Raw genomic sequence first — 24,457 nt, forward strand, 5'->3', positions numbered from 1 at the left:
TAGCGCCTTCTGCCGCGCGAGCGCGCCAGCCGAAATGGCGCTGACTACTTGTTCAGCAATTGGCTATTGATGAAGGCAACCACGTCAGCCGTCTCAGTTGCGGCCCGCCGGGTTATGGTCGCGGCCGCCGGGCCACCATGCAAGAACGACGGAAACCAACCGAAATTGCGAACATTCCAGTTTTCCTTCGGCAAAACCGCTGGGTTCACGCCAGGCACAGCGAAGTTCTGCACTTTTCTGGCGAGTGGCTGCGCTGTTTCGGTATGACAGCTCACGCAGTCCGTATTGAAGAAATGGCTCTTCTTCGTATCCGCGATGACATTGACGATTTCGAGTACGCGGCTATTGGGGACGCTGGCATCGATAAAATCGGCCGTGGAGACACCCTTGCGATCGGCCGGCAACAAGGGAGGATTCTGCAGCGCCGCGTGGCGACAGGTGACTGGATTCTCGTTGTTCGTGACAGGCCGCGGGACGACGTGCGTTTCGCCGACGATGCTGAACATCTGCGCGGCATGAAGACCATCGAGAGTGGGGCCGGGCACTGGTATCAGCCCCGCGCCTTTGGCACCCTTAACATCGAGACGAAAACCCAGGGTTCGGGCGGTGAGATGCCCATGACAGCCATGGTGTTGAGGCGCTGCGGCGAGAGATGCTTTTCCAGCAATGCCTTAACCGCATCACGAAACGGCTTTGCCGAGGTGCCGACCAGCCCCGGGTGCACGTTCATGTCACCCGCGGTCGAGATTTTGACATTGCCGAACTTTCCCAACGCAAGTTGATCACGCAAAGACGCAACGTCCCGCACGATCGCCTTGAAGGCTTCGTCATCAGGTTTGAAACGCGGGAATGGCGCACAACCATCAAGAGGTGCATCGGGTTCCAGGTTAAAACTGAAGATGAGGTGACCGGCAGTGTCATGGACCTTGAACCCTTGGGGTCCATTGGTCACCGGCTGAATGATCAGGCGGATTTGCGGCTGCCGGCCAAACTGGGCGATGACATCAGCAGATAATCCTGGGGCTCCCGGGTCGATCCGGATGCCCGCAACGAACCAGGCATCGATCCTCTTCACGCTGTCGGGCAGCTGAATGCGGCGCGCGCCCGAGTCCGGCACGCCTTCACGTTCTGGATGTTCAGCGTTGCCGATAAAGCGCGCGAAATCCTCGTCGGACAGAAGCCGCCGCGGAGCTCCAGTGGGACCGGCGAGATCGGATACCGCGATCAAACCAGCAAGGTCTGCTGGCGTCTTGGGTGGCGGAAACAAAATGGACACGTCGTTGGCCGAAAGCGGCTTTGATAGCATCTGGGCCAGGCCTGTTCCTGCTCCCAAACCAATGGCGAATATCAGCCCCGCCGCGGACAGACTTGTAAACAGCCAACCAAACTTCGACCGGCGGATTTCAATTTTTGCCATTTTCGGCAATTCCCATGTCAGATTGAAGAATCGAAAGTCCCATGTAGACATGACCGCTTCCGGCCACTCATAATCGCAGCATGCAACCCTCAGATCAGGATGTTCACTCGCTGCCGTAGAATTTGCTTTGCAATGTCTTGAATTGAGTGGGATGCAACGCCTCATCTATGCAGCCGAGAAACATCTGGCTTCTTGCATTGACACGCTCCGTATCAGCCGGACCATGCTCCATGTCGGTTTGCAACGAGCGTACAGCGATCCAATCTTTCGAGCGATCCTTAAGCAGCTCGAATAGCGTACGGTTTTGATAGGAATGGAATCGAAAGTGAGCGAAAGCCACCTTGGCTGAGATCTTCGCATCACGCAGTGCGTCGGGAAGCGCAAGCAGATCAAGCCCAGCCAGATCTCCGACTTGCTGCATTTGATTCTGCGCTTCCTGATATTGCTCGCGTCCCACTAATTGATACATGCCTCGTGGACGATACAGCCAACCCTCATCCGTATCAGGCAAGTTTCCGAACGGGTTGGCCGCGTAACCAAGCACAAAGTTAGCCAATTCCTTGGGATGGTTGAGCAATGCGTCCATACCGAGGGGCGGTTTGTTCGCGGCCGTCAGGTCAGCGTTGTTCTTTTCTATTCGATCGCGCCACTTGCGTGGCATTTGCGAGATCGCGCTGTAAGAGAAGTCTTCACTGCTGCGTGTAAAATCGGCGCTGTCGTAGGAAATTGCGCCCAGGATATAGGCCAAGATCCGTGGATCGGTTTCCTCGATACGGTCCCATTCCTGCAGCAAGGCTTTGACCTGCTCGGCCTGGAAATACGCCATATAGCTATTTCGATATGGCGGCACGGGTGTGGGAGCCGGCGAATGGTCCTTGATCGATTGCGCCAGCCGATGCTCGTAGGCAGCAATTTTATCCTGGTATTTTTGATAACCGCGCTCCTGCAGCCACTTGCTCTCATAACAGGCAAGTAGCGGCTGCGGTTTGATCTTTGAGCGGGCTGGTACTCTTTGTCCAACTCGTCAGCGTAAGCAGCCTGGGCAAGCTTGGCGTCCTTGAGCGTTTCAAAGGCGGACGCGACGGATCCATTCAAGAGATGAAACACCTTTACCTGTAAGCAGTCTGCGTTGCTTTGCTTTTTGCGGGATTGATCGAAGTCGTCCTTCGGCACACAATCCCAAAAGCGACCGCTGCTTAGCGAGATGATATCCTCGGTCTTCTGAGATAACGTCCAACCAAGCGGAAGGTTGTAAAACGAGCCTGTTATGTCGATGCGGCCGAACGTTGGAAAGCGTTGCACGCTGGAAGTTGCATCGCTCGTTCGCCCACGATCGATATTGTTGGCATGATTGAGCGCAACATAGGTTCGAGAGATACGCGTGCTCAAGAGCGCGCGCACCGGCTCCATGAGCTCACCGAACATGAAGGAACCATGATCTCCGAACTCACCGCTCACCAGCGACAACAAATAGATCCGGAATTTTGGCGCGTCAGAGGTGCCCCTGATGCTGTTGAGTCGCTCGATCAAATCGAGCGCGGTCTCTATTCCCGAATTCTCGACATATCCGCCGTCGACCAGACGCGCCTGCGAGTTGGCGGTCACGCAATCATTCTTCAAGGGCACTGTCGCGGCCGGCGTCACCCATGGAAACCGCGCGCTCGCAAACGCCGCAGCGCTCAGCGGGATCCGCAGCGAGTGGCTCTTGACGGCTTGATCGACCCCGGTGCCCGCGCGATCAAGACTCGAGAGAATACAGAGGTCTTTGTCTTTCGCGTGAAGCGGGTCGATATCGAAGGGAGAGATAACAACGCGCTTGCCGCTACCGGCATCTGTCGTATTCAACAGCAGCGCCGGCATATTGTTGGATGGTGTCCAATGTGACTGAAAGTCGGCCCTTAGCAGGTTGGACTGATCGCCAGCGCCTTTTTGGGCCTTGAGCATTCTGTCTGCAGCATTCTCCAGCGTGTATTCCAGAAAACGCGCGCGATCAAAGCTCGGAATAGCGACCGGAGAAAACAACTGGGTGAAATCTGTAAATAGAAAGCCGGCAATCAACGGCGAGAGGAAATCGGTCTCCAAGACGCTTGCAACTCGCTGTTCTACCGGTCCAGAAGCATCAATATCGTCGGCCCGGCCGACGCCGGCCAGAAAGTCTGCGATCTTCGGGCACGTCTTTGCGTCGGAAGCGATCGCATCAAGTGGCGCATTGTCGGCATGAAGCGCAGCCGCGAAAACTGCTGAACCGACGCTTCCCCCGGAAACGCCACTTATCGCAAACAGATGTTGCCGAAATGCCGGACAGAGATCCTGCATTCTGGCAAGAAAGCGCGCCGCATTGTGGGCTGCGTAGATGCCGCCGCCTTGGGCAGCCACAATGAATACGGGATATTCTCCGAGCCTCTTGGCCTCCGCCACCCGCGGCTTTTGCAGAAGCCACTCACGAAACGCTTCAACTGCAGCAATGCGCTTTGCTTGCACTTGGCCGGTTGCTTCCGGCGAACTGCGCAGGCCGTGGCCATCGCTTCCGAGCAAGGAGGCAACCAGGAATAAGCCCCCAAAGACAACTGGTATAAATGGGAAACTGAACCTGATGGTCAGTAGCGCAAAGTGAGTGGTGAGAGCAACCACGCACATCGTAAACAACGCGATCACGCCGAACGATCCGACGAGTTGCGCAAGCCGATCCGGAAGTACAACGAACCCTGTCGTCAACAGGGCGATGACGCCGATCGTGAGCGCGAGAAATCTGTAGCGGGTGAAATAGGCAATGTTCGCCCGGCTCGCGAGCGCAGTCGAACGACCTTTCGATCCCATCCGCCAAGCGAAGACGACAAACGAGGCGAGTAGAATTAACATAGCAAACGCGAAGATAATAAGCATGTTCCGCTCGAAGGCGAGCGCCTGGTCCTGAATGCGGAAGATACTTCCGACTTCCTCGACCTCACCGATCTTTTCAGCCGGCCGTGAGGCGAACTGACCTGCCATCGCGGCGATGATCGGCAGCGCTCCGAGCACAACGGGAGCAGCTTTTATATAGAAGGCCAAGCGGCCTGTAGCCGTGGGGATGTGAGGCAGAGTTGCGGCGGTAAGCTGAAAAGCCGCCGCCCAAATCGTTAGCGCAATCACTCCAAGGGCGACGAATTCCTTGAGCGTAATCCACCCGATGTCGTCAGCGGCTATCCGGTAGAGCTCCTGAATCTGGTCTGGCAGGTACAGCAAAATTGAAATCACCACCGAGAGAACAACAATCCACCGGAGGTTGCGCAACAATGTAAACAGCTGCTCGCGCACAGTCATCGCGTCAATTTCCTACCGTCAACCGGACTTAGCCGCAGCGAATGAAATAGCCTTAGATTTTAGGAACTCGTAACCAGCCCCTTCGAAGCATTGCACCGCAGTTCGCGAGCGGCTTGCCATCAAATTGACGAGCAACACCTATCGAGTACCGCGCTAAAATTTAGGACTTAACCTACAGTAGTAGCGCGATTTATCGAATATTCTGTTGAACGGTCAAGAGATTTTCGATTGCCGAGAGTCAAAACCGTAACGCCGGTGTTTTGCACTTTCGATCCGGCAGCTTGCGCACTTTTTCTTCGCTCATTTGCCTTGAGCGCAATAAAGCTGCATGCCCGCACCCTCGATCTCGTGATCGGTCCTCATCGACCGCAGCTCATCTCGCCGGATGTGGCTTACGGACACGTGGACCGCATGAGGCAATTGGCTACTTTGTTGAAGCCTCGTGACCTCACGCCCGCTCGCACTCGCCGATCCGCAACCGGCTTATCCACCATTAGGATAGCAATCTCGGCTCGTGTACGCGGTCGGTGGTGGTGGCTGGCGTTGCCCGAGCAGTGGCGCCGCTGAGCATTTTGACATTTCGGCCTTGCGCGATTCCTAGGCAACCCCATATCGCCGACCAGCAGGCGGGACCACTCGCACGAGTTTTTCCGACTTCTCCAGAGTTGAAAACCGCCGCTCCGTAAGGGCGGACGAACGCAGGAGCATGGCTTTGCGATACGTATCTGACCATCCAGGCCACGGCCGCCGCGACACGCAGCCGACACGGACCGATTGCCGCCGGAAGGCGGTGCTGCGATGACCATCATCAAGAGCTTCGCCGTCGGAAACGGCGACACGTTCTATATCCGGCACGCGAGCGACAACTTCACGCTCATCGACTGCGACCTGAACGACGACAACGCCGACACGATCATCAAGGAACTGAAGGAGCAATCGGCCGACAAGGGGATCACGAGATTTATCTCCACGCATCCCGACGACGACCACTTCGGCGGCATCGAGCTGCTCGACGCCGAGATGCCGATCCTGAACTTTTACGTGGTCAAGAACAAGGTCATCAAGGACGACGAGACGCAGTCCTTCAAGCACTACTGCAAACTCCGCGATGACAACGGCAAAGCGTTCTACGTCTACAAGGGATGTACGCGTCGCTGGATGAACCAGGGCAACGATGAGCGAGGTTCCGCCGGCATCAATATCCTGTGGCCGGACACGACGAACGCGCACTTCAAGCAAGCGCTTGCCGATGGCGAGAATGGGATCAGCTACAACAACATGTCTGCGGTGATCCGCTACGCCATGAACGGCGGCGCCAGCTTTCTGTGGCTCGGCGACCTCGAGACCGAGTTTATGGAAAGCATCACTGACAGCATCAAGCTGGAGAAGACCACCGTGGTGTTCGCGGCGCATCATGGCCGGAAGTCGGGCAAGATCCCCGACAGCTGGCTAGAAAAGCTCGATCCGCAGATCATCGTTATTGGCGAGGCGCCCTCCCGCCATCTGCATTACTACACCGGATATCAGATCATTACTCAGAACAGTGCCGGCGACATCACGTTCGAACTCGACGGCAATAAGGTTCACATCTATGCCTCGAACCCGACATACTCGCTGGACGATCTCGATAACGAGAACCAGAAGACCTTCTCTGGCTACATCGGCAGCATCACGGTCGAAACCGAGTATACGCTACAGCCCGCGAAATGACTGCCGCGAGCCGATCTAAGGTCCTCAAGGCCGGGAACATTAAGTGGCTCGTCATGCTGGCCATGCTCGACGCCGGCGCGCTCTTTCTGTTCATCGCGCCGGGCCTGGTGCAAGCCGATACGTTCACGGCTGTGCGCGCGAGCCTAGCGCCGGTGCTGCCTGTCGCGGTGCTGATCCTGAATGGCCTGCTCTCCCACGAGGCCAAGGCTCGTTTGGTCTACTGGAAGCTCGCCGACCCGCTGCCAGGCAGCGAAGTTTTTAGCAGCCATGCGCCTGCCGATGCGCGCATCGACATGGCCGCGCTCAAGCGCAACGTCGGCGTGCTGCCGACCGATCCGGCGGAGCAGAATGCGAAATGGTACAAGCTCTACAGGAGGGTGAGCCGTGATCCCGCCGTCGTGGAAGCACACAGACTGTACCTTGTGTACCGTGACATGGCGGCCATCTCGATCATGCTCGTCGCTCTCGTGCCGGCCGCACTCCTCTATACCGGTTCGCCCGGCATCGCATGCGCGGCAGGCGGCGCACTATTCGCCGTGCAGTATCTGCTCTGTGCGATCGCAGCACGACACAGCGGCATTCGCCTTGTGACCAACGTGCTCGCAATCCATGCGACCAGGAAGGTCGCTGCCAGTTCGTGACCGATGAGGATCCAGCGCTGTATTGCTGTTGGCGACATCGAGCCTGAGCGGATTCCTCCAGGCAACGGTGCCACCGCAAGACAGACCAAAGCGGTGTGCGCCACCGGCGCATCGCCGCAACGACATAGCGGTCAGACGCAGCGCAGCGTAGTGAACCCGCGAGCATCGAGACGATCCTTGCTTGGAACCGGGAAGAGGGAAGTGATAACGACGAGGACATCGCAGTTGACGACTCGCCCGAGGCCGAGAGCCCGGCGAGACGTTCATGAGGGCTTTGCGCGAGGAATTGTTTACCCAGAGGGCCGAGACCGATCTTGAGGGCTAGGTAAGCGCGAGCGCATGGGGCATGATCTGCGAAGCCGGTTTCGACCAAAGCACACGTCGCCGGCGTGAAGGAAGATCGGGGCAAGCGCTCTGCAAGCGGAGTTTAGGACTTTGCCGAGAAAGCGCGAATACGGCATCTGCCGCCTGACGGGCCTACAGGGCAAGTTTGTAAAGGCCCATCTCTTGCCCAAGGCGCTAACCCGGCCGGGCGTAGCCGGAACGCCGTTTGTGGAGACGTCCTCACATGGGGACCGGCCAAAGCGGTCGTGGAGCAGTTGGTACGACACTGAGCTCGTCACCGCCGACGGCGAGGCAATACTGGCCGATTTCGACAACGAGGCGATCAGCGAGCTGCGTAAGCAGAAGCTGGTGTGGAGCGGCTTTGGACCTCTGCAAAAATTACCGCATGGGCCGGACCATGACGCGATCGGTGAGACGGGTCTGGGCTTGCGCAAGTTGCGCGGAACCGACTTCCGTGCCTTGCGACTGTTCTTCCTGAGCCTGCTATGGCGGGCCGCGGCCTCCAGGCACGAGGCGTTTGGCGGGGTTGCCCTTGCTGCGGACGAGCTCGCCGATCTCGGTTCGAGACTGGTTGCGCGCGATCCTGGACCCCCCACCTATTTCGCCGTTCATTTAATTCAGCTGTCGACGCTGGGCGCGGTGCAGAACCTGTCGCCATTCGGGAAGTTCATGCGAATTCCCGAGCTTGGCGACGTCAAGGCACACTCCGTTCCGATCTTTCGGATCTATCTTGACGGCTTGATTGCGCATATTCATCTGAACCGCGACACCGCCTATGACGGCAGAAAGATGGGCACGTTGGTTCTTGGCCAGTGCGATTTCACGGCGGTCCTCACTATTGAGTATCAGATATCGTTTCAGCATGAGGACATGCTGACGCGGCTTGCAGAAGCGTCGATCATCTGGCCCAATCTCATGGAGAAGCTCTAGCCGCAGCTCACACCGGACCCACGTCCTCGCAACGCGCATGGCGTGCGCCCCGGACAGCCGCCCGGAATCCCACGAGCTGCCATTTGGCTTCGATGTCGTCGGCCGCACACTGCGGATTCGGTGCAGACTGATTGGCCGCCCCTACCCCGAAATACCCAAATGCTGCGCGAACTCGACATGCACCGACAAGCGCTCATAGGACGAGCAGAACTGATAGACGTCCTTCACGGGATGCTCTGGGAGCTTGCGGGGAGCCTGCAACATCGAGCGCGGCTTAACCTCGCTGGCAGCTGCCGTGGAACGCCGCAATAGGAGATGACGTCGGCGAGAGTATGCACCGTATAGGCGTCACGGCCGAAGCCGATCAGGAAGATGCGGTCGCAATTTTCGTAGGTGGCGGATGATCGCGGCATGGCAGTCGTTGGCAGTGATGCTAAGGCCGGTCCCCATGCTGAGCAAGTTGTAGATCTTGCGTGTCCGCCGAAGTCGAGATGGCGGTCGGCGGCCGCGGATCCGAGCAGCGGATCGTAGAAGGCGACTTGCTCGGTGGGATCGATCCTTGTGTCGGTCCGACCCGGCAGACGCGGTACAGTTTGCAGACGCTGGTACGCACCTCATCGAAATTGATGCCGCCGGCTTAACCGGCGCCGTCCGAGAAGATGACGATATTCGTTCGAATAGCCCCCAAACTCTTCAGGCTAGCAATGGCCGCGCTGCAGGCAGTGCTCGCGGCCTTCCTGATCAGTGCGGAACGTCTCGACGAAGCCGCCCTGCCGCTGGCTGACGAAGACGGTCTTGCCGTCACTGCCGCCGAACGCCAGATTCGTCGGCTCCTTGGCTCCGAGCGTCACTTCTCGCTCGACGGCGCCGTCTGGCCGCAGGATGGCGATCGCGCCGCGCAGAATGCGGGCAACGAAGAGCCTACCGGTGACATCGGTGCGCAGGCCATCAACTGTATCGGGCTCAAATGTCCTGATCAGCTTCGCATCGGTAAGGCCGGCTTCGCTGACCGCATAAGACCAGATCTGGCCGGAATTGGACTCGCTCACATAGAGCCGCTTGCCATCGGGACTAAGATCAATGCCGTTGGTGGTGCCCATGGCGCGCGGCGCGGCCATCACCTCGCCGCCGACCGATCCATCGGCGGCGCGCGCAACGCGCCATATCCGGCCACTGCGTCCCTTCCAGTTCGGATCGCTGGCATAGATCGTGCCATCGCTTGCGAGCGTGATATCGTTAGGCTGGCTCATTTGATCGGAGTGAAACCAGACCTCTGGCTCACGGCTCCCTGTCCTGAGCATGAAGATGTTGTGCTTCTTGTAGTCGGCAATGAACATGCTGCCGTCACGATTGATGCGGATCGCATTGCCGACGCTTCCTTCCGGTAAATCGATGAACTTCTCCGATCGCGTAGCGCCATCGGCGAGCTTTCCGATGGTGCCCGGCTTGCCGATATTGACCACGAAGAGATTGCCTTCGAGGTCGGCCGCCGGCCCCTCAATGCCAAACGTATATTCACCGGCCGGCGTTGCCTGGCGGCTCTGAAAGAGCCGTGGCTCTCTAGCCGCGGCAGCGCCGCTCGTCAGCAGGATTTCACAACAGAGGCACCAGGAAATTGCTCTGGATGTAATAGCCATCGCCGTCGCTGCATTCGCCATTGAGGAAGGGGTCGGCTGGCCGATAGAAGCGGCTGTAGCCGGGCTTACCGGTGGCGTCCTTTTGTGTCACCACGACGACCTTAGTGGTCGGGATTTCGCCACAGACCTTGCCGTCCTTGCTGAAGAAGGCGCGTTCGGGCCGGCCTTGCTTAATGCGCATGCGGGTCCCGGGAACCATCTTGCCGATCAGATAATCGGCAAAATTGAGAACCCGCGAAAAGCCGGGCTCGGTCTTGGGCAGATCCTCGCCCCCCGGCGGCATCTGCTTCTCGGCCCCGATGCCGCGGAGCCGGATCCGCAACTTCCCGGAATCTGGGTCACCTGGATACATCCAGCCGTCCTGCCCCAACATGAAGCGCAGTACGGCCTCATCCTTCTCGGCGTCGCTCTGGCCGGCTTTGAGACCGAAATCGGTATGACAGCCGACGCAGTGCTTTTCGACGAGGTTGACGCGGACCGAAGTGAGATAGCCGGACTTCTGCGCGTCCTGCTTGACGAAGGAAACCAACTCGTCGATCTGGGCCTGGGAGCGTATGTCGCACGGCAGCGGCGCCGGAAGCTCGCCGCTGGCGCGATCAATCCGGATGATCGTCTGGTTCTTGTCCTCAACCAACCAGATCGCGCCATCGCTGGCAACCGTCAGGCCGACCGGAGCGCCGCGGGGGCGCGTGCCGTTGACGCGGTGCCAGCCCGAGATCAACTCCTCATAGGGCGCCGCCCTGACCGGACCGTCGTCGGTCTGAAACGCACGTGTGGGCTCCGAGGCGCAGCTGACTTGGTAGCGAACCGGCTGTGGACTGAGTTTGGGGAAACCGTGGTCATCGACATTGTAGATCAGGAGGCGGTTGCCGGTCGGCCGATAGCCGTGAAGGCTGATGAGCAACTTGCCCTCGAGCTCGGGAAATTTGCTGCCGTGATAATACAGCATGCCGAGCGGCGCAGCATGAGGCGGCAACAGCGAATAGGGTTGCCTGTAGAGCGCAGCATTGCTGCAGAGGTTCTTGTAGGGGCCGGACTGCAGCACAGCCGTGAATTCCGGGCTTGCGGTCGAAAGGTCATAGCAATAGGGCCAGCCGTAGTGCTTGCCCTTCTCAAGCGCGTTGATCTCCTCGTTCGGCTTGAAGACGTCCTGCAGATCGCGGCCGTTTTCGCCCTGGAGGAAGGCATAACCCGGATCTGGAAAACGCGGATGGACGGCGAGCGCCATCGAATTGCGCAGGCCGCGCGCATAGATCTCGCGCGGCGGATTGGCATCGCCGGGCTTGAGCGCCGGGAATATGCCGCCTGCCGGCGGCGTAAACATCCAGATCGATGCAAGCGGCGACGGCCCCTCGCCCGCCGAACATGGCTTGGTGATCGGCGCCCTTGCAATGCAGTCGTCGCTGTGCGAGCCGATGTTGACGAAGATACGCCCCAGCCGGTCGAAGATGAAATGCTTCAGCGAATGGCTGCTCTCGGCGATCCTTGTGCCATCCGGCAACGTGATTTTGCGGCCCGGCAGCCCCTGTACAACCACCTCCATCGTGCTACGGGGATCAGCCGCGAGCGGATCGAAGCGGAAGATCATCTCTGCAGTCGACGCATAGACCTTCCTGTCAGGCCCGATCGCCAGTCCGAACGGATATTCAAGGTTGGTCATCGCCTCCTTGAGGCGCTTGCCCTCGGCCGCTCGCGGATCGAGCACCAGGAGCCGACCATTGGTACGATTCCACCCTCCCATATCAGCGACTACGAACAGGTCGCGACCAGGGATCTGCACGATTGAACGGGGAAACTCGAGGCCGTCCTCTTCACTCACGACAAGACCGGCACAAAAGTTCGTCTTCATGTCGATCTGAATCCGGGGGAAAGCCCCGCAGCGATCGGAGCCAACAGCATAGCCGCCTTTGCGGGCTTGCTCGGCAAGGCTGACCGTGCCGGATGCCGCGAGTATCATGGCATTGACGGCCAAAACTGCTGCGGCACAGAAGCTCATGGCATGCCGCGACCCTAGGCCGAATGCCCAGCGATAAAATAGGCTCACCAGAAGCGCCCCAATCATTACAAGAGGAAGGTACTGCCCAAATCTATAGCCGTGGGCATTGCACAACCTTTACGATAGTCAGGTACCGCGAGCAATGCTCAATCGCAGTCAGTCGGCATTAACGTTTTGGTCCATTTTGTACAGACTTTATGCGCCGACGACGCGCGCGTCTCTGACGACGCGCCGGATCAGAATCAAAACTGGCGAACTTCGTTTCTATCAAGCTTGAACTTTGCCCGCCATTGATCCCCCGCTCGTTCAAGGGGGCCTGTTCAAAGGTAAGGGCAGGCAAACGAGAGAGAAGTGTTCGGCGCAGCGCCTACGGGAAGTTGGCTGCTAGACGGAAGGCAGGAGGTTTCATTCTCGACCGCGTTGTCGAGATACTTGTTGGTCGGCTTGAGGATGTGCGTCATAGGCGCTCCGTCGAGCGCGAGGCCGATGCCACCGTCTGGGTATCTGACGATTGGAAGTTTGTCCTGCGCGCCGGCCAAGGACATGTGGATGCCCTCTTCGCCGACGAGAAGCGGTTTCTCCGGAAGTCGGCGGATCGCTTCGCGAACTCGGCTTCCGTCAGACGTGATAACGTGGTCTGCGCCGGGCGCCGGTCGGCGGGACGATACACCTCGAGCGCGCCGGGAAGACCCTCTCCCAGTTCTCCCAGAAGCGCGAAAACATCGGCCTCCGGAATCTTGGGGATCGTGCCTACCGTGGCGAGGGTTCGTCCTTCGGGCAGCAGGTTCAGAAACCACCGGTACACGACGCCCGGTTCATGGACCCGTTGCGCCAACGGCATGCGGGTAGAAACCGCAAACGCCTGCGGATCCGCCGTCCATGCGTCGTCGTACACGAACTCGATGTCTTGGATCCCTTCTGAGCGACGGCGCAGCAGTCCGACGAGCTTGTCTCCGAAGATCACTTCGAGAGTTTCACCGGCACCACCGAATTTCTGCGTGTCCTTCATGGGTGAAATTGTTCTGGGTCGAAGGGTTCGGTATCGTCGGCCGTCGGCCGTGCCGGCGGCGCCGGGTTCATCTCGGCAATCAGCGTTATGCCGAGCGCGCTGAGCAGCCGAAGGACGAGCCCCACTTGACTGGTTTGCTTGCCATTCTCGATGTCGACGATGAACCGCACGCCGACGTCCGCCGCGAGCGCTAGGTCCTGCTGCCGTAACCCAAGCGATCGGCGTCGCGTCGGTTCCGAATGGGTTCGCCCAGTTCCGACGTTGTTGTGATAGTCCATTTCCCGAGCGGGAATATCTAGGTTGGGAACCAGTTGGCCAAGCCGAAATTTACTGAGCGGTAAATTCATTCCACCATCCTGGCTGGCCACCGGTTTTTTTTCCCAATCGGGAACCTGCGCGCCAACGGAGGCCAATTCTCAAACGTTCCTGGTCGCGCCACGAGCCGCTACCGCGCAAATGCGCAGAGCATTGCCGGACAAATCGCGGCGTACTCTCGAGACCGAGTGACGTCTCCCGCAGCGCGACAACCTCATGATTGCGGACCTTCACGGCACCGATCTCGCTGATGCGGTCGCCATTCGTGCCGGTTGTCTCGATGCCAATCACCGAAGCAACCGTGCTCGGGGTCGAAGCGGTGAAGCGGTAGCACAAACGCAACAATCCGCCACCACGTGAGCGGACGCCGGCCAGGGGCACCAAGTAAAAAACATGAGTAATAACAATAGTTTGATGTCCAAATTCGAATCCTGATTTTTCAGGAGAATTTGGCCGGCGCATTTGAAAACATAGGTAAAAGTTCGCGGAAGCGCCCGCTGCAGGCGACCGTGTTGTTGGTAGTTTTGTTGGTATCAAGGGGGCAAACGTTCACAGCGAATTTCGCGATTCCCGAACGAGGGAATTGAGCAGATGGCCCGCAAGAACGATGGCGCGAGCGCCAAGACCATCGTCAATCTCATCCGGAAACAGCGTAAGAAACTTGAGGTGGCGTGCTCGAATCAGTTGAAGGTCGCGAGCCGTTCAACGGCAAGATCGACAAGGCGATCCTCGAACAGCTTCAGCTTTCGCGCTGCTGAAGCCTCGCCGCCTGTCCATGTCTTGAGCGCTGTCTTGATCGATTCCCGATCCGCGGCAACGCCGTCATTTTGGATGAGCCAGCAGATAGTTGCCAGAAGCTCCATACCCAATGGAGACTCGAAGCCGTCGATCAGCGTCGCAGTCGCTTCGAGTGCGGGCAGGAACGCCTTTGCATCACCCGACCTCAGATAGGCTGCTATTTTGTCTCGTTTGGCGTCCTCGAACCAGATTACATCGAATGGACTGGCATCGCCGATGCGCTTGCCACAATGTAAATAGCTGCCGTCGAGACCGTTGAGCAGATGGGTCAATCGAGGAGCGTACGGACCATATTTATCGGCCTGAAAACGCAGATCGAGCGGGTTCTCTAATTCCAGCTTCTCGATGCTGCGCTCCAGGAAGTACGCCAGCTTTTGGATTTCGAGCAAGGAGCATTCGATTCCGAGTATCCAATACCTGCGAACCAGCTCAGCGACGAGCGCACGCGCCGGCGTCAGCTTCTCGACGCCGGCGCGCTTTGACACATTCTGGTATTGGTCCGTAGGCTCATAGACGATCACGCTGACGTCGTTCAGTGTTCCGAGCGCGGCTTCAATCTTGGGACGCACGTCCGGCCAATTGAGACCTCCGTTCCCGCTCCCGAGCGGCGGAATAGCAATCGAGCGAATCTTCTTCTCAGTGATGACGCCCTTTAGATCCCTCAGACCACTCTCAATCCACTCCATCTTGGAGGCGCCGCGCCAATGCTGCTTGGTAGGGAAATTGATGATCCATTTCGGACCGATCAATGCTTGGCGCTCGGTAACGAACATGTGGCCGACCCTGACTTCCTTCTTCTTGCAGGCCGCCTCGTACGCTTTGAAGTTCTCAGGATAAGCTTCCTTAAACATCAAGGCGACGCCCTTCCCCATCACACCGACCGTGTTCACGGTGTTGACCAATGCTTCGGCCTTGGAGTCGAGCAGATTGCCACGCGTAAATTTGATCATCAGAAGTACCAATCGGGCTTCTTGACCACGGTCATGGTGCGGTTGCGCTGCGCCAATGCCGCATTCAGTGACTTGAGCACATCGTCGTTGTAGCAGACGAGCCCCGACAGGGCGTCGACTAGGAGATGCTTGTGGACAAGAGCTTCGGCCTGGTAGCGTTCTTTTTTCGACGGATCGTCCGGATCATTGCGGAAATCCCGTCGTTGCAGCATGTCCCAATCGATCTGATCCAGGCGGGTAAGATCGGAGTAGAATTGCGCGGCGACAAGAAAGGCGTGCCGGTCAAGCACCGCAGCAAGCGCAAGCATCTGCGAACGGGTGGCGCGGGCAAGGAAGCCGTGTTCTCTCTGGTCGAGCGTGGCGGCAAGGTCAGCATCTCGTACTCTGTCCGCCGTTGAGACACGTCTAGCAGGCTGTTGAAATAGGCGCTCGCCGGCGAGCGACGACCATGATTCATTGGCTCCGACGAGATTCGGAGACGGTGCGTGCGCGGCGACGACAATCGAACGGGCGAGCTGTTCAGCTACGTCGATCTGGAAGCACGGGTGCGGCGTGATCATCCGCTGCGAGCGATCCGGACGATCGTGAACGAGGCGCTGGCGGTGCTGGAACGCGAGCTCGCCGCGCTTTATTCGCCGATTGGGCGGCCGTCGATTCCGCCGGAGAAGCTGCTGCGGGCGATGCTGTTGCAGGCGTTTTATTCGATCCGCTCGGAGCGGCTTCTGATGGAGCGGCTGGAATATGATTTGCTGTTCCGCTGGTTCGTCGGCATCGGCGTCGACGATGCAGCCTGGGACCATTCGGTGTTCTCGAAGAACCGCGTGACCGGCTGCTGGAAGGCGACATCGCGGCCAAGTTCCTCGCGGCGGTGCTGGCGCAGCCCAGGGTGAAGGGGCTTCTGTCGAGCGATCACTTCTCGGTCGACGGCACGCTGATCGAGGCCTGGGCCTCGATGAAGAGCGTCAAACCGAAGGACGGCTCCGGCGAGCCACCGGCGCCAGGTGGCGGGCGCAATGCCGAAGCGGACTTCCACGGCCAGAAACGCTCCAACGACACCCATGCTTCGACAACCGATCCGGATGCCAGGTTGTACCGCAAGGGGAAAGGCAAGGAGACGAAGCTGTGCTTCATCGGGCATGGGCTGATGGAGAACCGCCACGGCCTGCTGGTCGACGCCTGCCTGACGCAGGCCGACGGGCATGCCGAACGGGTAGCCGCGCTACACATGATCGAGCAGCGTGCCGATCGGCCGACAGCGATCACGCTTGGCGCCGACAAGGCCTACGATGCAGAAGACTTCGTCAACGAGCTGCGCTCGATGAACGTGACACCGCATGTTGCGCAGAATACCAGCGGCCGCAGCTCTGCGATCGACGGGCGTACGACCCGGCACGGCCGGCTATGCCGTCAGCCAGCGCATCCGCAAGCGGATCGAGGAGGCATTCGGCTGGATCAAGACGGTCGTCGGGCAAGAGAAGACCAGCTTCCGTGGGCGTGATCGTGTCGGATGGGCCTTTACCTTCGCTGCGGCCGCTTACAATCTGGTGCGGCTGCCCAAGCTGATCGCGGAGACCGGTTGATGGCCAAGGTGCCCGGCTTTGCCCAGGCCTTTGTCGGCCGCTGGCGCAGCGTCGAAATGGACAACTGGGACAGCGACTTCCTCGATCTTGTCGGAGAGGCGCATCTCACCTTCGGCGGCAAGTCCGATGGCGAGATCGCCTTTGGGGCTCTGAAGGGCTTCCTGGACGTGCGCTACGGCAGCCGCGACGGATCGGCCTGCGCCGAGTTCTCGTGGGAGGGGCACGACGAGAATGATCCGTCCTGTGGTCGCGGATGGGCCATGATCGGCACCGCGGGCAGGCTCGTTGGCCACTTCTACATCCACAATGGCGACGACTCAGCCTTCGTTTGCGAACGCGGCTGAGTTCTTCAACAGCCTGCTAGATATTTGCGCTCAGCTTGCGCCAAGGCAGAGAGAAGCTTGCGGAGCTTATCCACGAGGGCATGTGCGAGCACGTTCCCCCTTTGACCAGGATGGCCCTCCATGTGTAGCGTTAGGTCTTTGTGGGGCATCTTTATTCGCCTTCCACGACCGAAGACGAGTCCCGGTAGGTCAACCTCTTTCCAACAATACCACAAAGCACCTTGGTTGTGCGAGCCTCGTCGGACACGCCCAGAGCCATCCTTTTATACCTAAAATCGAACTCAGCCAGATAGCGCTTCAAATGCTGTCAAGTATATAATTCCCGCGATGGATGAGGTCCGGCAGGCTGCGCCCCATGCGGTGATCTTGAATGCTCAGCGTGCAAGGTTTGAGATCGCGGGCGGTAACTATCGGCTGATCGTGATGATCCATTTCCGAAGACAAATCGCCTACGTGAATTTCATCGGGACCCATGCCGAATACGACAAAATCGACGCTTTGACGGTTTCGATGTTTTAGAGGACGCAACATGGAAATTCGCCTGATCAAGAACGATGAGGACCATGCCGCAGCGCTCGCGGAGATCGCGAAGCTTTGGAATGCTGTCGAAGGTTCGGAGGATGACGACAAGCTCGATCTTCTCGCGACACTGGTCAGCCGCTACGAGGCGACACGCTGGCCGATCGATAGTAACATGGATCCCATCGAGCTTATCCAATTTGCCATCGATGAACTCGGACGCACCCAAGCCGAACTCGCGGAGCTGCTCGGATCGCGATCGCGTGCATCAGAGGTTTTGAATCGGAAGCGCGCTCTCTCGATCGATATGATCCGGAGGATCAACGAAGCTTGGAAGCTTCCTCTTGAGCTTCTGATCAAGCCGTACTCATTGCAGCCGGCCGCCGCCTGAGCGACGACGCGCTCGCACGGCCTGGATGGGCGCGCTTGTGCCTTGTCCAATCGCTATCTGGAACTGCCCCCGTCGTGAAGAACTGCCCCTAGCAACAGTTGAGTCGTCGGATTTTATGGACCGACTGCTGCGCTTCCGGCACAGGATCGCTCGTTTCGGACAAAGCGGCCCGTTGAAATAATCGGCGCGGTTCGCATCGCTCGCGGATCCAGTGACGGGCGCGACGCGCCCTGACGCCAGAAGCCGCATCATAGATGCTGCTGCAGCCATTTTCTCGCGGCGCTGCCGGCGTATTGTAACCAATCCTGATTCGTACTTCTCCGGCGATGGATCAGTCGGGGTCATTTCGATCGGCGTCATTCGAGCGGTACCGATAAAGCGCCGGAGACGACCTCCTGTCGTGCTCACAGACCGTCCGGCCCTTGAGCGGCAGGCTCGGAGCAGGGCCAACCGCGACCACATCAGTCCGCTCATGAATTCGGCCAAATTCGCGACCGCGGACCACCAAATAGCGGAAGACCACAAAGGCGAGCGCTACTACGATGAGGATTCGGCGTGTTCGAGGCGGTAGCTGCTCCTAAGCTGCCCAGGCGCGCGGAACCGTTCTGGCTCTGGCGCCGTGGCCTTTCCGCGGACCGGAGACTCCGCCCAAAGGCAGATTCGGTGCACACCAAGCTGATCCGGAAGCTCGCGGAGCTGCCGGACGATTTCAGCGCATCCGGAGGTCAATCGTCCTCTCCACGCAGGACGTTCGCGGCGCTCGAACTCACAGAGTGGCCGCTTCGTGTAGGGAGAAGCCGATGCGCGTAACGAGGTCGTCGCAGCCGCGCGCCTTTCGTTGGCGGATGATTGACGACTCTATGACTCTGGTCGAACTACTCGTCCTTCGGGAAGTCGTCGGCATCGAAAAGCGTCAGCGCTGTCTGAGCGCCTGATTTCGCGCAACGAGCTTTGCGACCGTCGACATCTGGGTTTCCGCTGTGCACGGCAAACAGTTTTCGCTATGCATCCGAGTACGCCGACGACCGGATTGCTTCAGGTGACCATTTGCCAACAACCAACAACAAAGACTACCGAGGATGGGCTCGCACCCGAACGAGCAAACCCGGATTCAGCTGTTCGTATGTGATTTCGCCTTCGAGCTGCTCGGTGAGCAGAAGCACGATTCGGGAGCCCAGCCCGCCCGACTGCGCTCCCTCTCGGAGGCCGACGCCATTGTCTGAGGTCGACAACTCGATGCCGTCCCCTTTAGATAACGAGACCACGATATGGCCCGGACTGTCGGCGGGAAAGGCGTATTTCAGTGAGTTCGTGACGAGCTCGTTCGTAATCATGCCTATCGCGAGCGCGTGATTGTTCGGCAGGTCGATATCGTCGCAAACCACCTGGAAGGCGACCGGCCCGGACGGAGCCAAGGAATGGAAGACCTTTTCGACAACGTCATTCAGGAAGTCGCGCATGTTCACCGAGCGCGAGTCCTCCTTCAGCAAGAGATGATCGTAGACCTCGGCCATCACTTGCACTCTGCGCGCTGTGGCCTCTAGCGCAGCTGCGACCTCCGGCCCGCCGTGCCTTGCCTCAAGCCGGATCATGCCGCCGAGAATAGCAAGATTGTTTTTCGTCCGGTGCGCCATCTCCTGCAGCAGCACAGTCTTCGTCTTGTCCGCCAGCATGACCCGCCGGAGTTCGGCTCGCTGGAATTCGGCTATGGTGGCTGTCCCGGCGGCCGTGATAACAAAGAGCGCATTCGGTGCAAGGAAATCAATGGCGAAGTGGCCCGCGTAGGTGACGTAGGCGCCCACGGCGATCGCGATGATCGCCGCGAATATTCCGGACCCGCGATCAAAAATTAGGCCCGACAAAAACACGCCGGGGAGTAGCAGGAAGTATCCCGGCGCCCCGGTCTCCATCTGAAGCGCGATCTGCAGGACCGCGCACACCACCATAATGCACGCCGAGATACAGTACCGAACCAGGCTCGGAAGCCGGTGCTCCAGAACTAGCGGGTAGAGCCTGTTCATGGAATTCAAGCCGCGCGATTAAAATTCAGTAGCCATTAATTTGCCCACCCGCCCCACAACATGGCAAGGGCAATCGGAGCCTCACCCATGCGAGGACTTCGTCCTACCACTTTGTAACTCAACAGCGCTCGTCGGAGCGCAGGAGCATGCGCCGGCCGCGCGCTCGATTGCGGATCCGGAGCCTGGTCCCATATGGCTGAGTGAGCTCCTCCTCATCGCCCGGAGCTCGGTTCAGGACGAGCGGCGCTTTTCGCAAATCGCGGTCCCGAGCTAGCCCGCTTACTTTCTCGTTGGCAGCTCGGGCGGTCGACCGAGTTCGCCGACGTCCGTCAGCATCAGAGCCGCGCACGCAGCACGACGATAAGCCCGGTTCCGCGGCTCCCTTTCCATAGTATCCTGCGGCCTTTAGTCGTCCGCGGATAGGCAATCGTGCCGCCGGCACGCTGTATTTGAGCCCGAAGACGTGCCTTCTTGACGGTTGATTGGCGCAGGTCGCTTCGACGGCTTCATTCGAGAGGTACGGAAAGTACCCAAGGCGACTTCTTGCCGTGCTCGCAAGCCGTTTGTCGGTTGAGCGGTAGGATCGGAGTTGAGGTAGCCGCCGCGACCTCGGTCTGGTTGATGAATTCCGTCAGATTAGTGTTCGAGGACCACTCCAAATAACGAACGAGCGCAAAGACAAGCGCTACGACAATGAGAACGCCGAGCCCCGACGCTATGGCTGTTCCCGACCAGCTTTCGCCACTGAATAATGACATCATGGTGTCCGAGACCGGAGCTGCTAGGTCCATCTAGGTCATCTCTCGATCATCACGTGTGAACGGCCTCACATCTCACGCGCACTTGATGTCGATACAAGTCATACCAAGGCTCGCTGACGCCAACGGGCAAGGCGTTTCAAACCTCCTGCCGATCTAAGTTGAGGATCGGAGCGATAATCCTCGCCTAGCTGATCGTGCAAACCTTCCGTGCCGATCCGGTCAACACCGGGCCGCCTCTGTCGACCTAGCATAGCGACGGCGACCGGAGTTGGGCTGGCTGGAATCGGACGAGGTGATCAATTTTGCGAGTGTTTGCATGCCCACCGCATCGATTCGGATGCCACGGACGCGCTTTCGAAAGATGACTCGGCCACTGGCACGGGCCGTGCAGTACGTTCGTTGCGGGGAATTTCAGTGTCCCGGTTCTGGAATAAAGCGCGGATCGTGTTTTCTTGACACGAGTATCGTTTTTCCCTGGAACAGAGATTTGCAGGTGGCAGGCCAATAAAGGAGGAAGTATTGAACCGGGAATTACCACCGCAACAGCCCAGGTTCCTCGTTCGAATGGGGACCGCTGGCTGGATGGTTTACGATCGAGAACGCAAGGGGCCGGCTCTTTTAAAGGATCATAGCTTGGCCGAGAAGCTGTCCAAGGAACGGGCCGAACAAATAAGGCAGGCATTGATCGATGGTTCGATCAAGTGTCGACTCTGAGCCCTTGGGGTTGAGCGTTCGATTGAGGGGAATGAACGACGCGATAGGCCCGCGCACCAGCCGTGCAATGTTCTTCAGCTGAGCAGCCGAAGGACGAGCCCCCACTTGACTGGTTTCCTTGTTCCTTGCCGTTCTCGATGTCGACGATAAACCGCACGCCGACGTTCGCCGCGAGCGCTAGGTCCTGTTGCCGTAGCCCAAGCGATCTGCGTCGGTTCCTAATGGCTTCGCCCAGTTCCGATGCTGTTGTGATAGCCATATCAATTTCCAAGCGGGAATATCTCGCAAGCAAGCCAAGCTTTTCAATGCGTATTTCCCGAGCGGGAAAATCTAAGTGGGAACCAGTTGGCCAGGGCCAAAATTTTACTGAGCGGTAAATCCATCCACCATCAGGACTGGTCACGGGGCTTATTTTCCCGATCGGGAATCTATAAATGCGCTGAGCATTGCCGGTACAAATCGCGCCGCACGCACGAGACCGAGTGACGTCGCCCGCAGCGGCCGACGGCCTCATGATTGCGGACCTTCACGGCACCGATCTCGCTGATGCTGTCGCCGTTCGACCAGGCGCCGGTTGTCTCGATGCCAATCACGAAGCAACCCTGCTCGGGGTCGAAGTGGTAGCGCAAGCGCAACAATCCGCCACCACGTGAGTGGACGTCGACCAGGGTCAAGCTGCCTTCTGCAAAGCCGCCTGCGAGCTTCGAGCGGGCCGCCTCCCGCGGGGAGGGCAACCTCTGGGAAGCGAGCGCGTCAAACGCGGCAAGACCGCCGGGATCTTCGCATCCGTTCAATAGAGCTTTGAGAGCCCTTAACCGTCTCTCCCTGGCGGAGTGCTCGGAGCGATGGAAGTCGCAAAGGCACGATTGGATAAAGTCCGGGAGATCGCCAAAACCCTTCACGGCTTCAACCGAAAGCCGACCCGATGCTAGCCGTCAGCGTGACCTTAGACATTCGGCTCGAGACCTATACCTGATGCATTAGGTCACGTGCCCCTAGCAAGATGTGTCTCGATTCCGACCTTTGCCTGATCACCCCCTTAACGCCTTCTTCTTTAGCGTCATGGCTTGAAATCATCCGGCCAAAAGGATGCTTTGAATGCGGCTTGCAGCGTGTCTGCCGACAGAGGCGCAATCCAGGGCAATCGCCCTAACCACCGCACCCGTCCGATTTCGCAAATTGCTCTCACAGCATCCGAATTCTTTTCGCCAACGAAAGCGATTCCAAGAATGTCGATCTGGCGTCGCCGGAGCGCGTCTATGGACAGCAGTGAACAATTGATCGCGCCCAAAGTTGTGCTCGCGCAGAGCACGACAGGAAGGCGCCATTTCTCCAAGACATCAATATAGAGCGAGCCGCAATTGAGCGGCTCCATGAGCCCGCCGGTCCCCTCGATCACGAGCGGCTGTCCTCCAGTGTCGGGCACATCAAGCGAGTCCGCGCTGATGTGAACCTCGTCAGTCTCCACGGAACAGTGGGGCCAAGCGGCCGTCTGCAGTCGGTAACGCTCAGGCACGATGCGATCCGACGCAAGATTGGCAAGCCGAGCGACGCGCTCGGTGTCCGTTTCTCCTTCAAGGCCAGCTTGAATTGGTTTCCAGTATTTCGCCCCGAGGAGACCGACGAGTCCTGCGCAGAACACCGTTTTTCCGACGCCGGCGCCTGTACCTGTCACCACTACCTGCTGCTGGCTCATCAAGCTTGTCCTCTTGCCCAGCATTGTACGCACCAACCTCCATTATATGCAGTAACGGCGCAAAACCGGCTCCAGCCGACGGAACCGCCTTGCTCTTGCGAGAATGATTGACGCTCAGTGCCCTCGCCTCCCGGTTCGAGGCAAACGCTGCTCAGCAATTCAAACGGGCCGTGTATCCACAATTCATGCCAGATAGCTGCACAATTCATGCAAGATACCTGTCGCGATCACGGCTCATCGCTCCAAACTTAAAACGGCTACGGGATGCCAATGTTGTGTTGAATGCTAGAAGGTCGCCGCGGATGACTGCCGCTTCCCAGAGTTGCGCTTTGTGCCTTGTGACAGGTTAAGATTGCTATCGGCGCACAAATACGGTCCGGATCGGACAGCCGCGTTCAGCTGCGGCAGGATGTATCCTAATCGATACAGAACGGTACGCTTCGAACGGAAGCTGTACGATTGGTGACTGACTTCGCTTGATTCTTCGCATTGAAATAGCACGCTAAATCGCCTTGCCGGAAAGTAGCCTCGACGCTTATCAGCTGCGATCAGGGCAATCTTCGCGTTTGGACTTGCGCGCGGGGAGTGTCTACCGAGGTACGAACCGGTGGGCCGATTTCGCTTCATCGATCACTGTGATCGCCAAATAACACGCCGACTTCAGTCGTCTGGCAAGCATTGCCCCCAATCGAAGAAGACAAGCCCGGTAAGATCCCGAATTTTTTGTCGTAGGCAGGGCTTTTAAAAGCGATCAGAGCACGCCACGTCGATCACGCCTTAACCTTTTGTGCGCCACATTCGGACCATCGGGAAACGGACAACTCTCACATCCGCTCAAGCAAATTGTACGAATTCGTACTGCAACGTCGCGGCATCGTGCAATTTCGGGCCGCTCGGATGGCGGGACTGTCCAGCATTGCGTCGAGCTACATCCCGATATAAGAACGCGGCCAAGTTGCGGCGTCACGTTTACGGTCACCATGATCCGTCACATCGTCTTCTTCACAGCGAAGGATAGAGCCGATATGGACCAAATCATCGAAGGTCTCTCGGTTCTCACCTCGATTCCATGTGCACGCCGGCTCGAGATTGCCCGCAACCGCAAGAGCGATCAACTTGGCAACGACATCGATGTCGTGGTGTATGGTGAATTCGACAGTGAGGCGGACCTCGCTGCGTACAAAACGCACAATCTTTATCGAGAAGCGATCCAGCGCGTCAGGCCACTCCGGGAGCTAAGGTTTGCAGCTGACTACGAGCTGTCAACAGATGTGCATTTCGCTGGAACAAGGGGGCTAAGGCAGGTCGCTCGGAGCCATGGACCAGTTGGCCGCGAGTAGCTTAATGATCAGCTGCAGGCGCGGGCAACTGCCGGTCGCCAGT

At 58.5% G+C, this 24,457-nt stretch carries 22 protein-coding genes and 2 pseudogenes; 8 read left to right on the forward strand and 16 right to left on the reverse strand.

From position 1 onward, the window contains the following. Positions 1 to 44: 44 nt before the first annotated feature. From ACVWZM_RS09165 to ACVWZM_RS09180, 4 genes are read right to left on the reverse strand one after another with little or no spacing between them, the layout of a single operon-like run. Positions 45 to 545, reverse strand: coding sequence for a hypothetical protein (locus ACVWZM_RS09165; protein WP_456852768.1), 501 nt, complete (start codon positions 543 to 545; stop codon positions 45 to 47). Positions 546 to 550: 5 nt separating this feature from the next. Beyond that, positions 551 to 1,468 carry a hypothetical protein gene (locus tag ACVWZM_RS09170; protein ID WP_456852770.1) on the reverse strand — a complete coding sequence of 306 codons (918 nt, stop codon included), beginning with the start codon at positions 1,466 to 1,468 and terminating at the stop codon, positions 551 to 553. A 52-nt stretch (positions 1,469 to 1,520) separates the two neighbouring features. After that, complete coding sequence (locus tag ACVWZM_RS09175; RefSeq protein WP_456852772.1) at positions 1,521 to 2,078, reverse strand: hypothetical protein; 558 nt, start codon at positions 2,076 to 2,078, stop codon at positions 1,521 to 1,523. Beyond that, on the reverse strand, positions 2,051 to 4,717 hold the full coding sequence (locus tag ACVWZM_RS09180) for a hypothetical protein (RefSeq protein ID WP_456852774.1): 2,667 nt from the start codon (positions 4,715 to 4,717) through the stop codon (positions 2,051 to 2,053). The genes ACVWZM_RS09175 and ACVWZM_RS09180 overlap by 28 nt, the downstream gene beginning before the upstream one ends. Positions 4,718 to 5,515: 798 nt before the next feature. Here ACVWZM_RS09180 and ACVWZM_RS09185 point away from each other — a divergent pair. The 3 genes from ACVWZM_RS09185 to ACVWZM_RS09195 all read left to right on the forward strand — a co-directional run bounded on the left by ACVWZM_RS09185 (position 5,516) and on the right by ACVWZM_RS09195 (position 8,343). Then, complete coding sequence (locus tag ACVWZM_RS09185) at positions 5,516 to 6,427, forward strand: ComEC/Rec2 family competence protein (RefSeq protein ID WP_456852776.1); 912 nt, start codon at positions 5,516 to 5,518, stop codon at positions 6,425 to 6,427. A 53-nt stretch (positions 6,428 to 6,480) separates the two neighbouring features. Further along, positions 6,481 to 7,068 (forward strand): hypothetical protein, encoded by a 588-nt coding sequence (locus ACVWZM_RS09190; RefSeq protein WP_456852778.1) that lies wholly within the window; start codon positions 6,481 to 6,483, stop codon positions 7,066 to 7,068. 435 nt (positions 7,069 to 7,503) lie between these two features. Continuing rightward, positions 7,504 to 8,343, forward strand: a complete 840-nt coding sequence (locus tag ACVWZM_RS09195; protein WP_456852780.1) for a hypothetical protein — start codon at positions 7,504 to 7,506, stop codon at positions 8,341 to 8,343. 224 nt (positions 8,344 to 8,567) lie between these two features. On the opposite strand, the gene ACVWZM_RS09200 is transcribed toward ACVWZM_RS09195, so the two are convergent. The 8 genes from ACVWZM_RS09200 to ACVWZM_RS09235 form a co-directional block, all read right to left on the reverse strand. After that, complete coding sequence (locus ACVWZM_RS09200; protein ID WP_456856659.1) at positions 8,568 to 8,942, reverse strand: phospholipase effector Tle1 domain-containing protein; 375 nt, start codon at positions 8,940 to 8,942, stop codon at positions 8,568 to 8,570. 99 nt (positions 8,943 to 9,041) lie between these two features. Beyond that, the gene (locus ACVWZM_RS09205; RefSeq protein WP_456852782.1) at positions 9,042 to 9,980 is read right to left on the reverse strand and encodes an SMP-30/gluconolactonase/LRE family protein; all 939 of its coding nucleotides are present in this window, start codon (positions 9,978 to 9,980) and stop codon (positions 9,042 to 9,044) included. Beyond that, positions 9,937 to 11,937 carry a PQQ-dependent sugar dehydrogenase gene (locus tag ACVWZM_RS09210; RefSeq protein WP_456856660.1) on the reverse strand — a complete coding sequence of 667 codons (2,001 nt, stop codon included), beginning with the start codon at positions 11,935 to 11,937 and terminating at the stop codon, positions 9,937 to 9,939. Before ACVWZM_RS09210 ends, ACVWZM_RS09205 begins: the two co-directional genes overlap by 44 nt. Positions 11,938 to 12,433: 496 nt before the next feature. Next, positions 12,434 to 12,985, reverse strand: a complete 552-nt coding sequence (locus ACVWZM_RS09215) for a HipA N-terminal domain-containing protein (protein WP_456852784.1) — start codon at positions 12,983 to 12,985, stop codon at positions 12,434 to 12,436. Further along, a complete protein-coding gene (locus ACVWZM_RS09220; RefSeq protein ID WP_456852786.1) occupies positions 12,982 to 13,332 on the reverse strand; it encodes a helix-turn-helix transcriptional regulator in 351 nt (116 codons plus the stop codon). The genes ACVWZM_RS09215 and ACVWZM_RS09220 overlap by 4 nt, the downstream gene beginning before the upstream one ends. After that, positions 13,313 to 13,762 carry a hypothetical protein gene (locus ACVWZM_RS09225; protein WP_456852788.1) on the reverse strand — a complete coding sequence of 150 codons (450 nt, stop codon included), beginning with the start codon at positions 13,760 to 13,762 and terminating at the stop codon, positions 13,313 to 13,315. Before ACVWZM_RS09225 ends, ACVWZM_RS09220 begins: the two co-directional genes overlap by 20 nt. 218 nt (positions 13,763 to 13,980) lie before the next feature. Beyond that, on the reverse strand, positions 13,981 to 15,048 hold the full coding sequence (gene darG / locus ACVWZM_RS09230) for a type II toxin-antitoxin system antitoxin DNA ADP-ribosyl glycohydrolase DarG (protein ID WP_456852790.1): 1,068 nt from the start codon (positions 15,046 to 15,048) through the stop codon (positions 13,981 to 13,983). Then, positions 15,048 to 15,608 (reverse strand): DarT ssDNA thymidine ADP-ribosyltransferase family protein, encoded by a 561-nt coding sequence (locus ACVWZM_RS09235; protein WP_456852792.1) that lies wholly within the window; start codon positions 15,606 to 15,608, stop codon positions 15,048 to 15,050. The genes darG and ACVWZM_RS09235 overlap by 1 nt, the downstream gene beginning before the upstream one ends. On the opposite strand from ACVWZM_RS09235, the pseudogene ACVWZM_RS09240 reads away from it, so the two are divergent. Both ACVWZM_RS09240 and ACVWZM_RS09245 read left to right on the forward strand, forming a co-directional pair. Further along, positions 15,534 to 16,628, forward strand: a pseudogene (locus tag ACVWZM_RS09240) (IS5 family transposase). The gene ACVWZM_RS09235 and the pseudogene ACVWZM_RS09240 overlap by 75 nt on opposite strands. Next, positions 16,628 to 16,972: a hypothetical protein gene (locus ACVWZM_RS09245; RefSeq protein ID WP_456852794.1), complete on the forward strand. Its 345-nt coding sequence runs from the start codon at positions 16,628 to 16,630 to the stop codon at positions 16,970 to 16,972. The pseudogene ACVWZM_RS09240 and the gene ACVWZM_RS09245 overlap by 1 nt, the downstream one beginning before the upstream one ends. Positions 16,973 to 17,123: 151 nt before the next feature. Here the strand turns inward: ACVWZM_RS09245 and ACVWZM_RS09250 are convergent. Continuing rightward, positions 17,124 to 17,279 (reverse strand): annotated as a pseudogene (locus ACVWZM_RS09250) (IS1595 family transposase); the annotation flags it as partial. A gap of 20 nt (positions 17,280 to 17,299) precedes the next feature. Here ACVWZM_RS09250 and ACVWZM_RS09255 point away from each other — a divergent pair. Next, the gene (locus ACVWZM_RS09255; protein ID WP_456852796.1) at positions 17,300 to 17,491 is read left to right on the forward strand and encodes a type II toxin-antitoxin system HigB family toxin; all 192 of its coding nucleotides are present in this window, start codon (positions 17,300 to 17,302) and stop codon (positions 17,489 to 17,491) included. 10 nt (positions 17,492 to 17,501) lie between these two features. Further along, complete coding sequence (locus ACVWZM_RS09260) at positions 17,502 to 17,882, forward strand: helix-turn-helix domain-containing protein (RefSeq protein ID WP_456852798.1); 381 nt, start codon at positions 17,502 to 17,504, stop codon at positions 17,880 to 17,882. Between the two features lie 1,070 nt (positions 17,883 to 18,952). Here the strand turns inward: ACVWZM_RS09260 and ACVWZM_RS09265 are convergent. The 3 genes from ACVWZM_RS09265 to ACVWZM_RS09275 all read right to left on the reverse strand — a co-directional run bounded on the left by ACVWZM_RS09265 (position 18,953) and on the right by ACVWZM_RS09275 (position 23,074). Then, positions 18,953 to 19,903: a sensor histidine kinase gene (locus tag ACVWZM_RS09265; protein WP_456852800.1), complete on the reverse strand. Its 951-nt coding sequence runs from the start codon at positions 19,901 to 19,903 to the stop codon at positions 18,953 to 18,955. Between the two features lie 1,903 nt (positions 19,904 to 21,806). Continuing rightward, complete coding sequence (locus tag ACVWZM_RS09270) at positions 21,807 to 22,052, reverse strand: hypothetical protein (RefSeq protein WP_456852802.1); 246 nt, start codon at positions 22,050 to 22,052, stop codon at positions 21,807 to 21,809. Positions 22,053 to 22,438: 386 nt separating this feature from the next. After that, positions 22,439 to 23,074 carry a dethiobiotin synthase gene (locus ACVWZM_RS09275; RefSeq protein ID WP_456852804.1) on the reverse strand — a complete coding sequence of 212 codons (636 nt, stop codon included), beginning with the start codon at positions 23,072 to 23,074 and terminating at the stop codon, positions 22,439 to 22,441. Positions 23,075 to 24,054: 980 nt separating this feature from the next. Between ACVWZM_RS09275 and ACVWZM_RS09280 the strand changes: the two genes are divergently transcribed. Further along, entirely contained in the window at positions 24,055 to 24,414 is a 360-nt protein-coding gene (locus tag ACVWZM_RS09280) for a Dabb family protein (protein ID WP_456852806.1), read from the forward strand. Positions 24,415 to 24,457 lie beyond the last annotated feature (43 nt).

The sequence above is a fragment of the Bradyrhizobium sp. USDA 4501 genome (assembly GCF_054062115.1).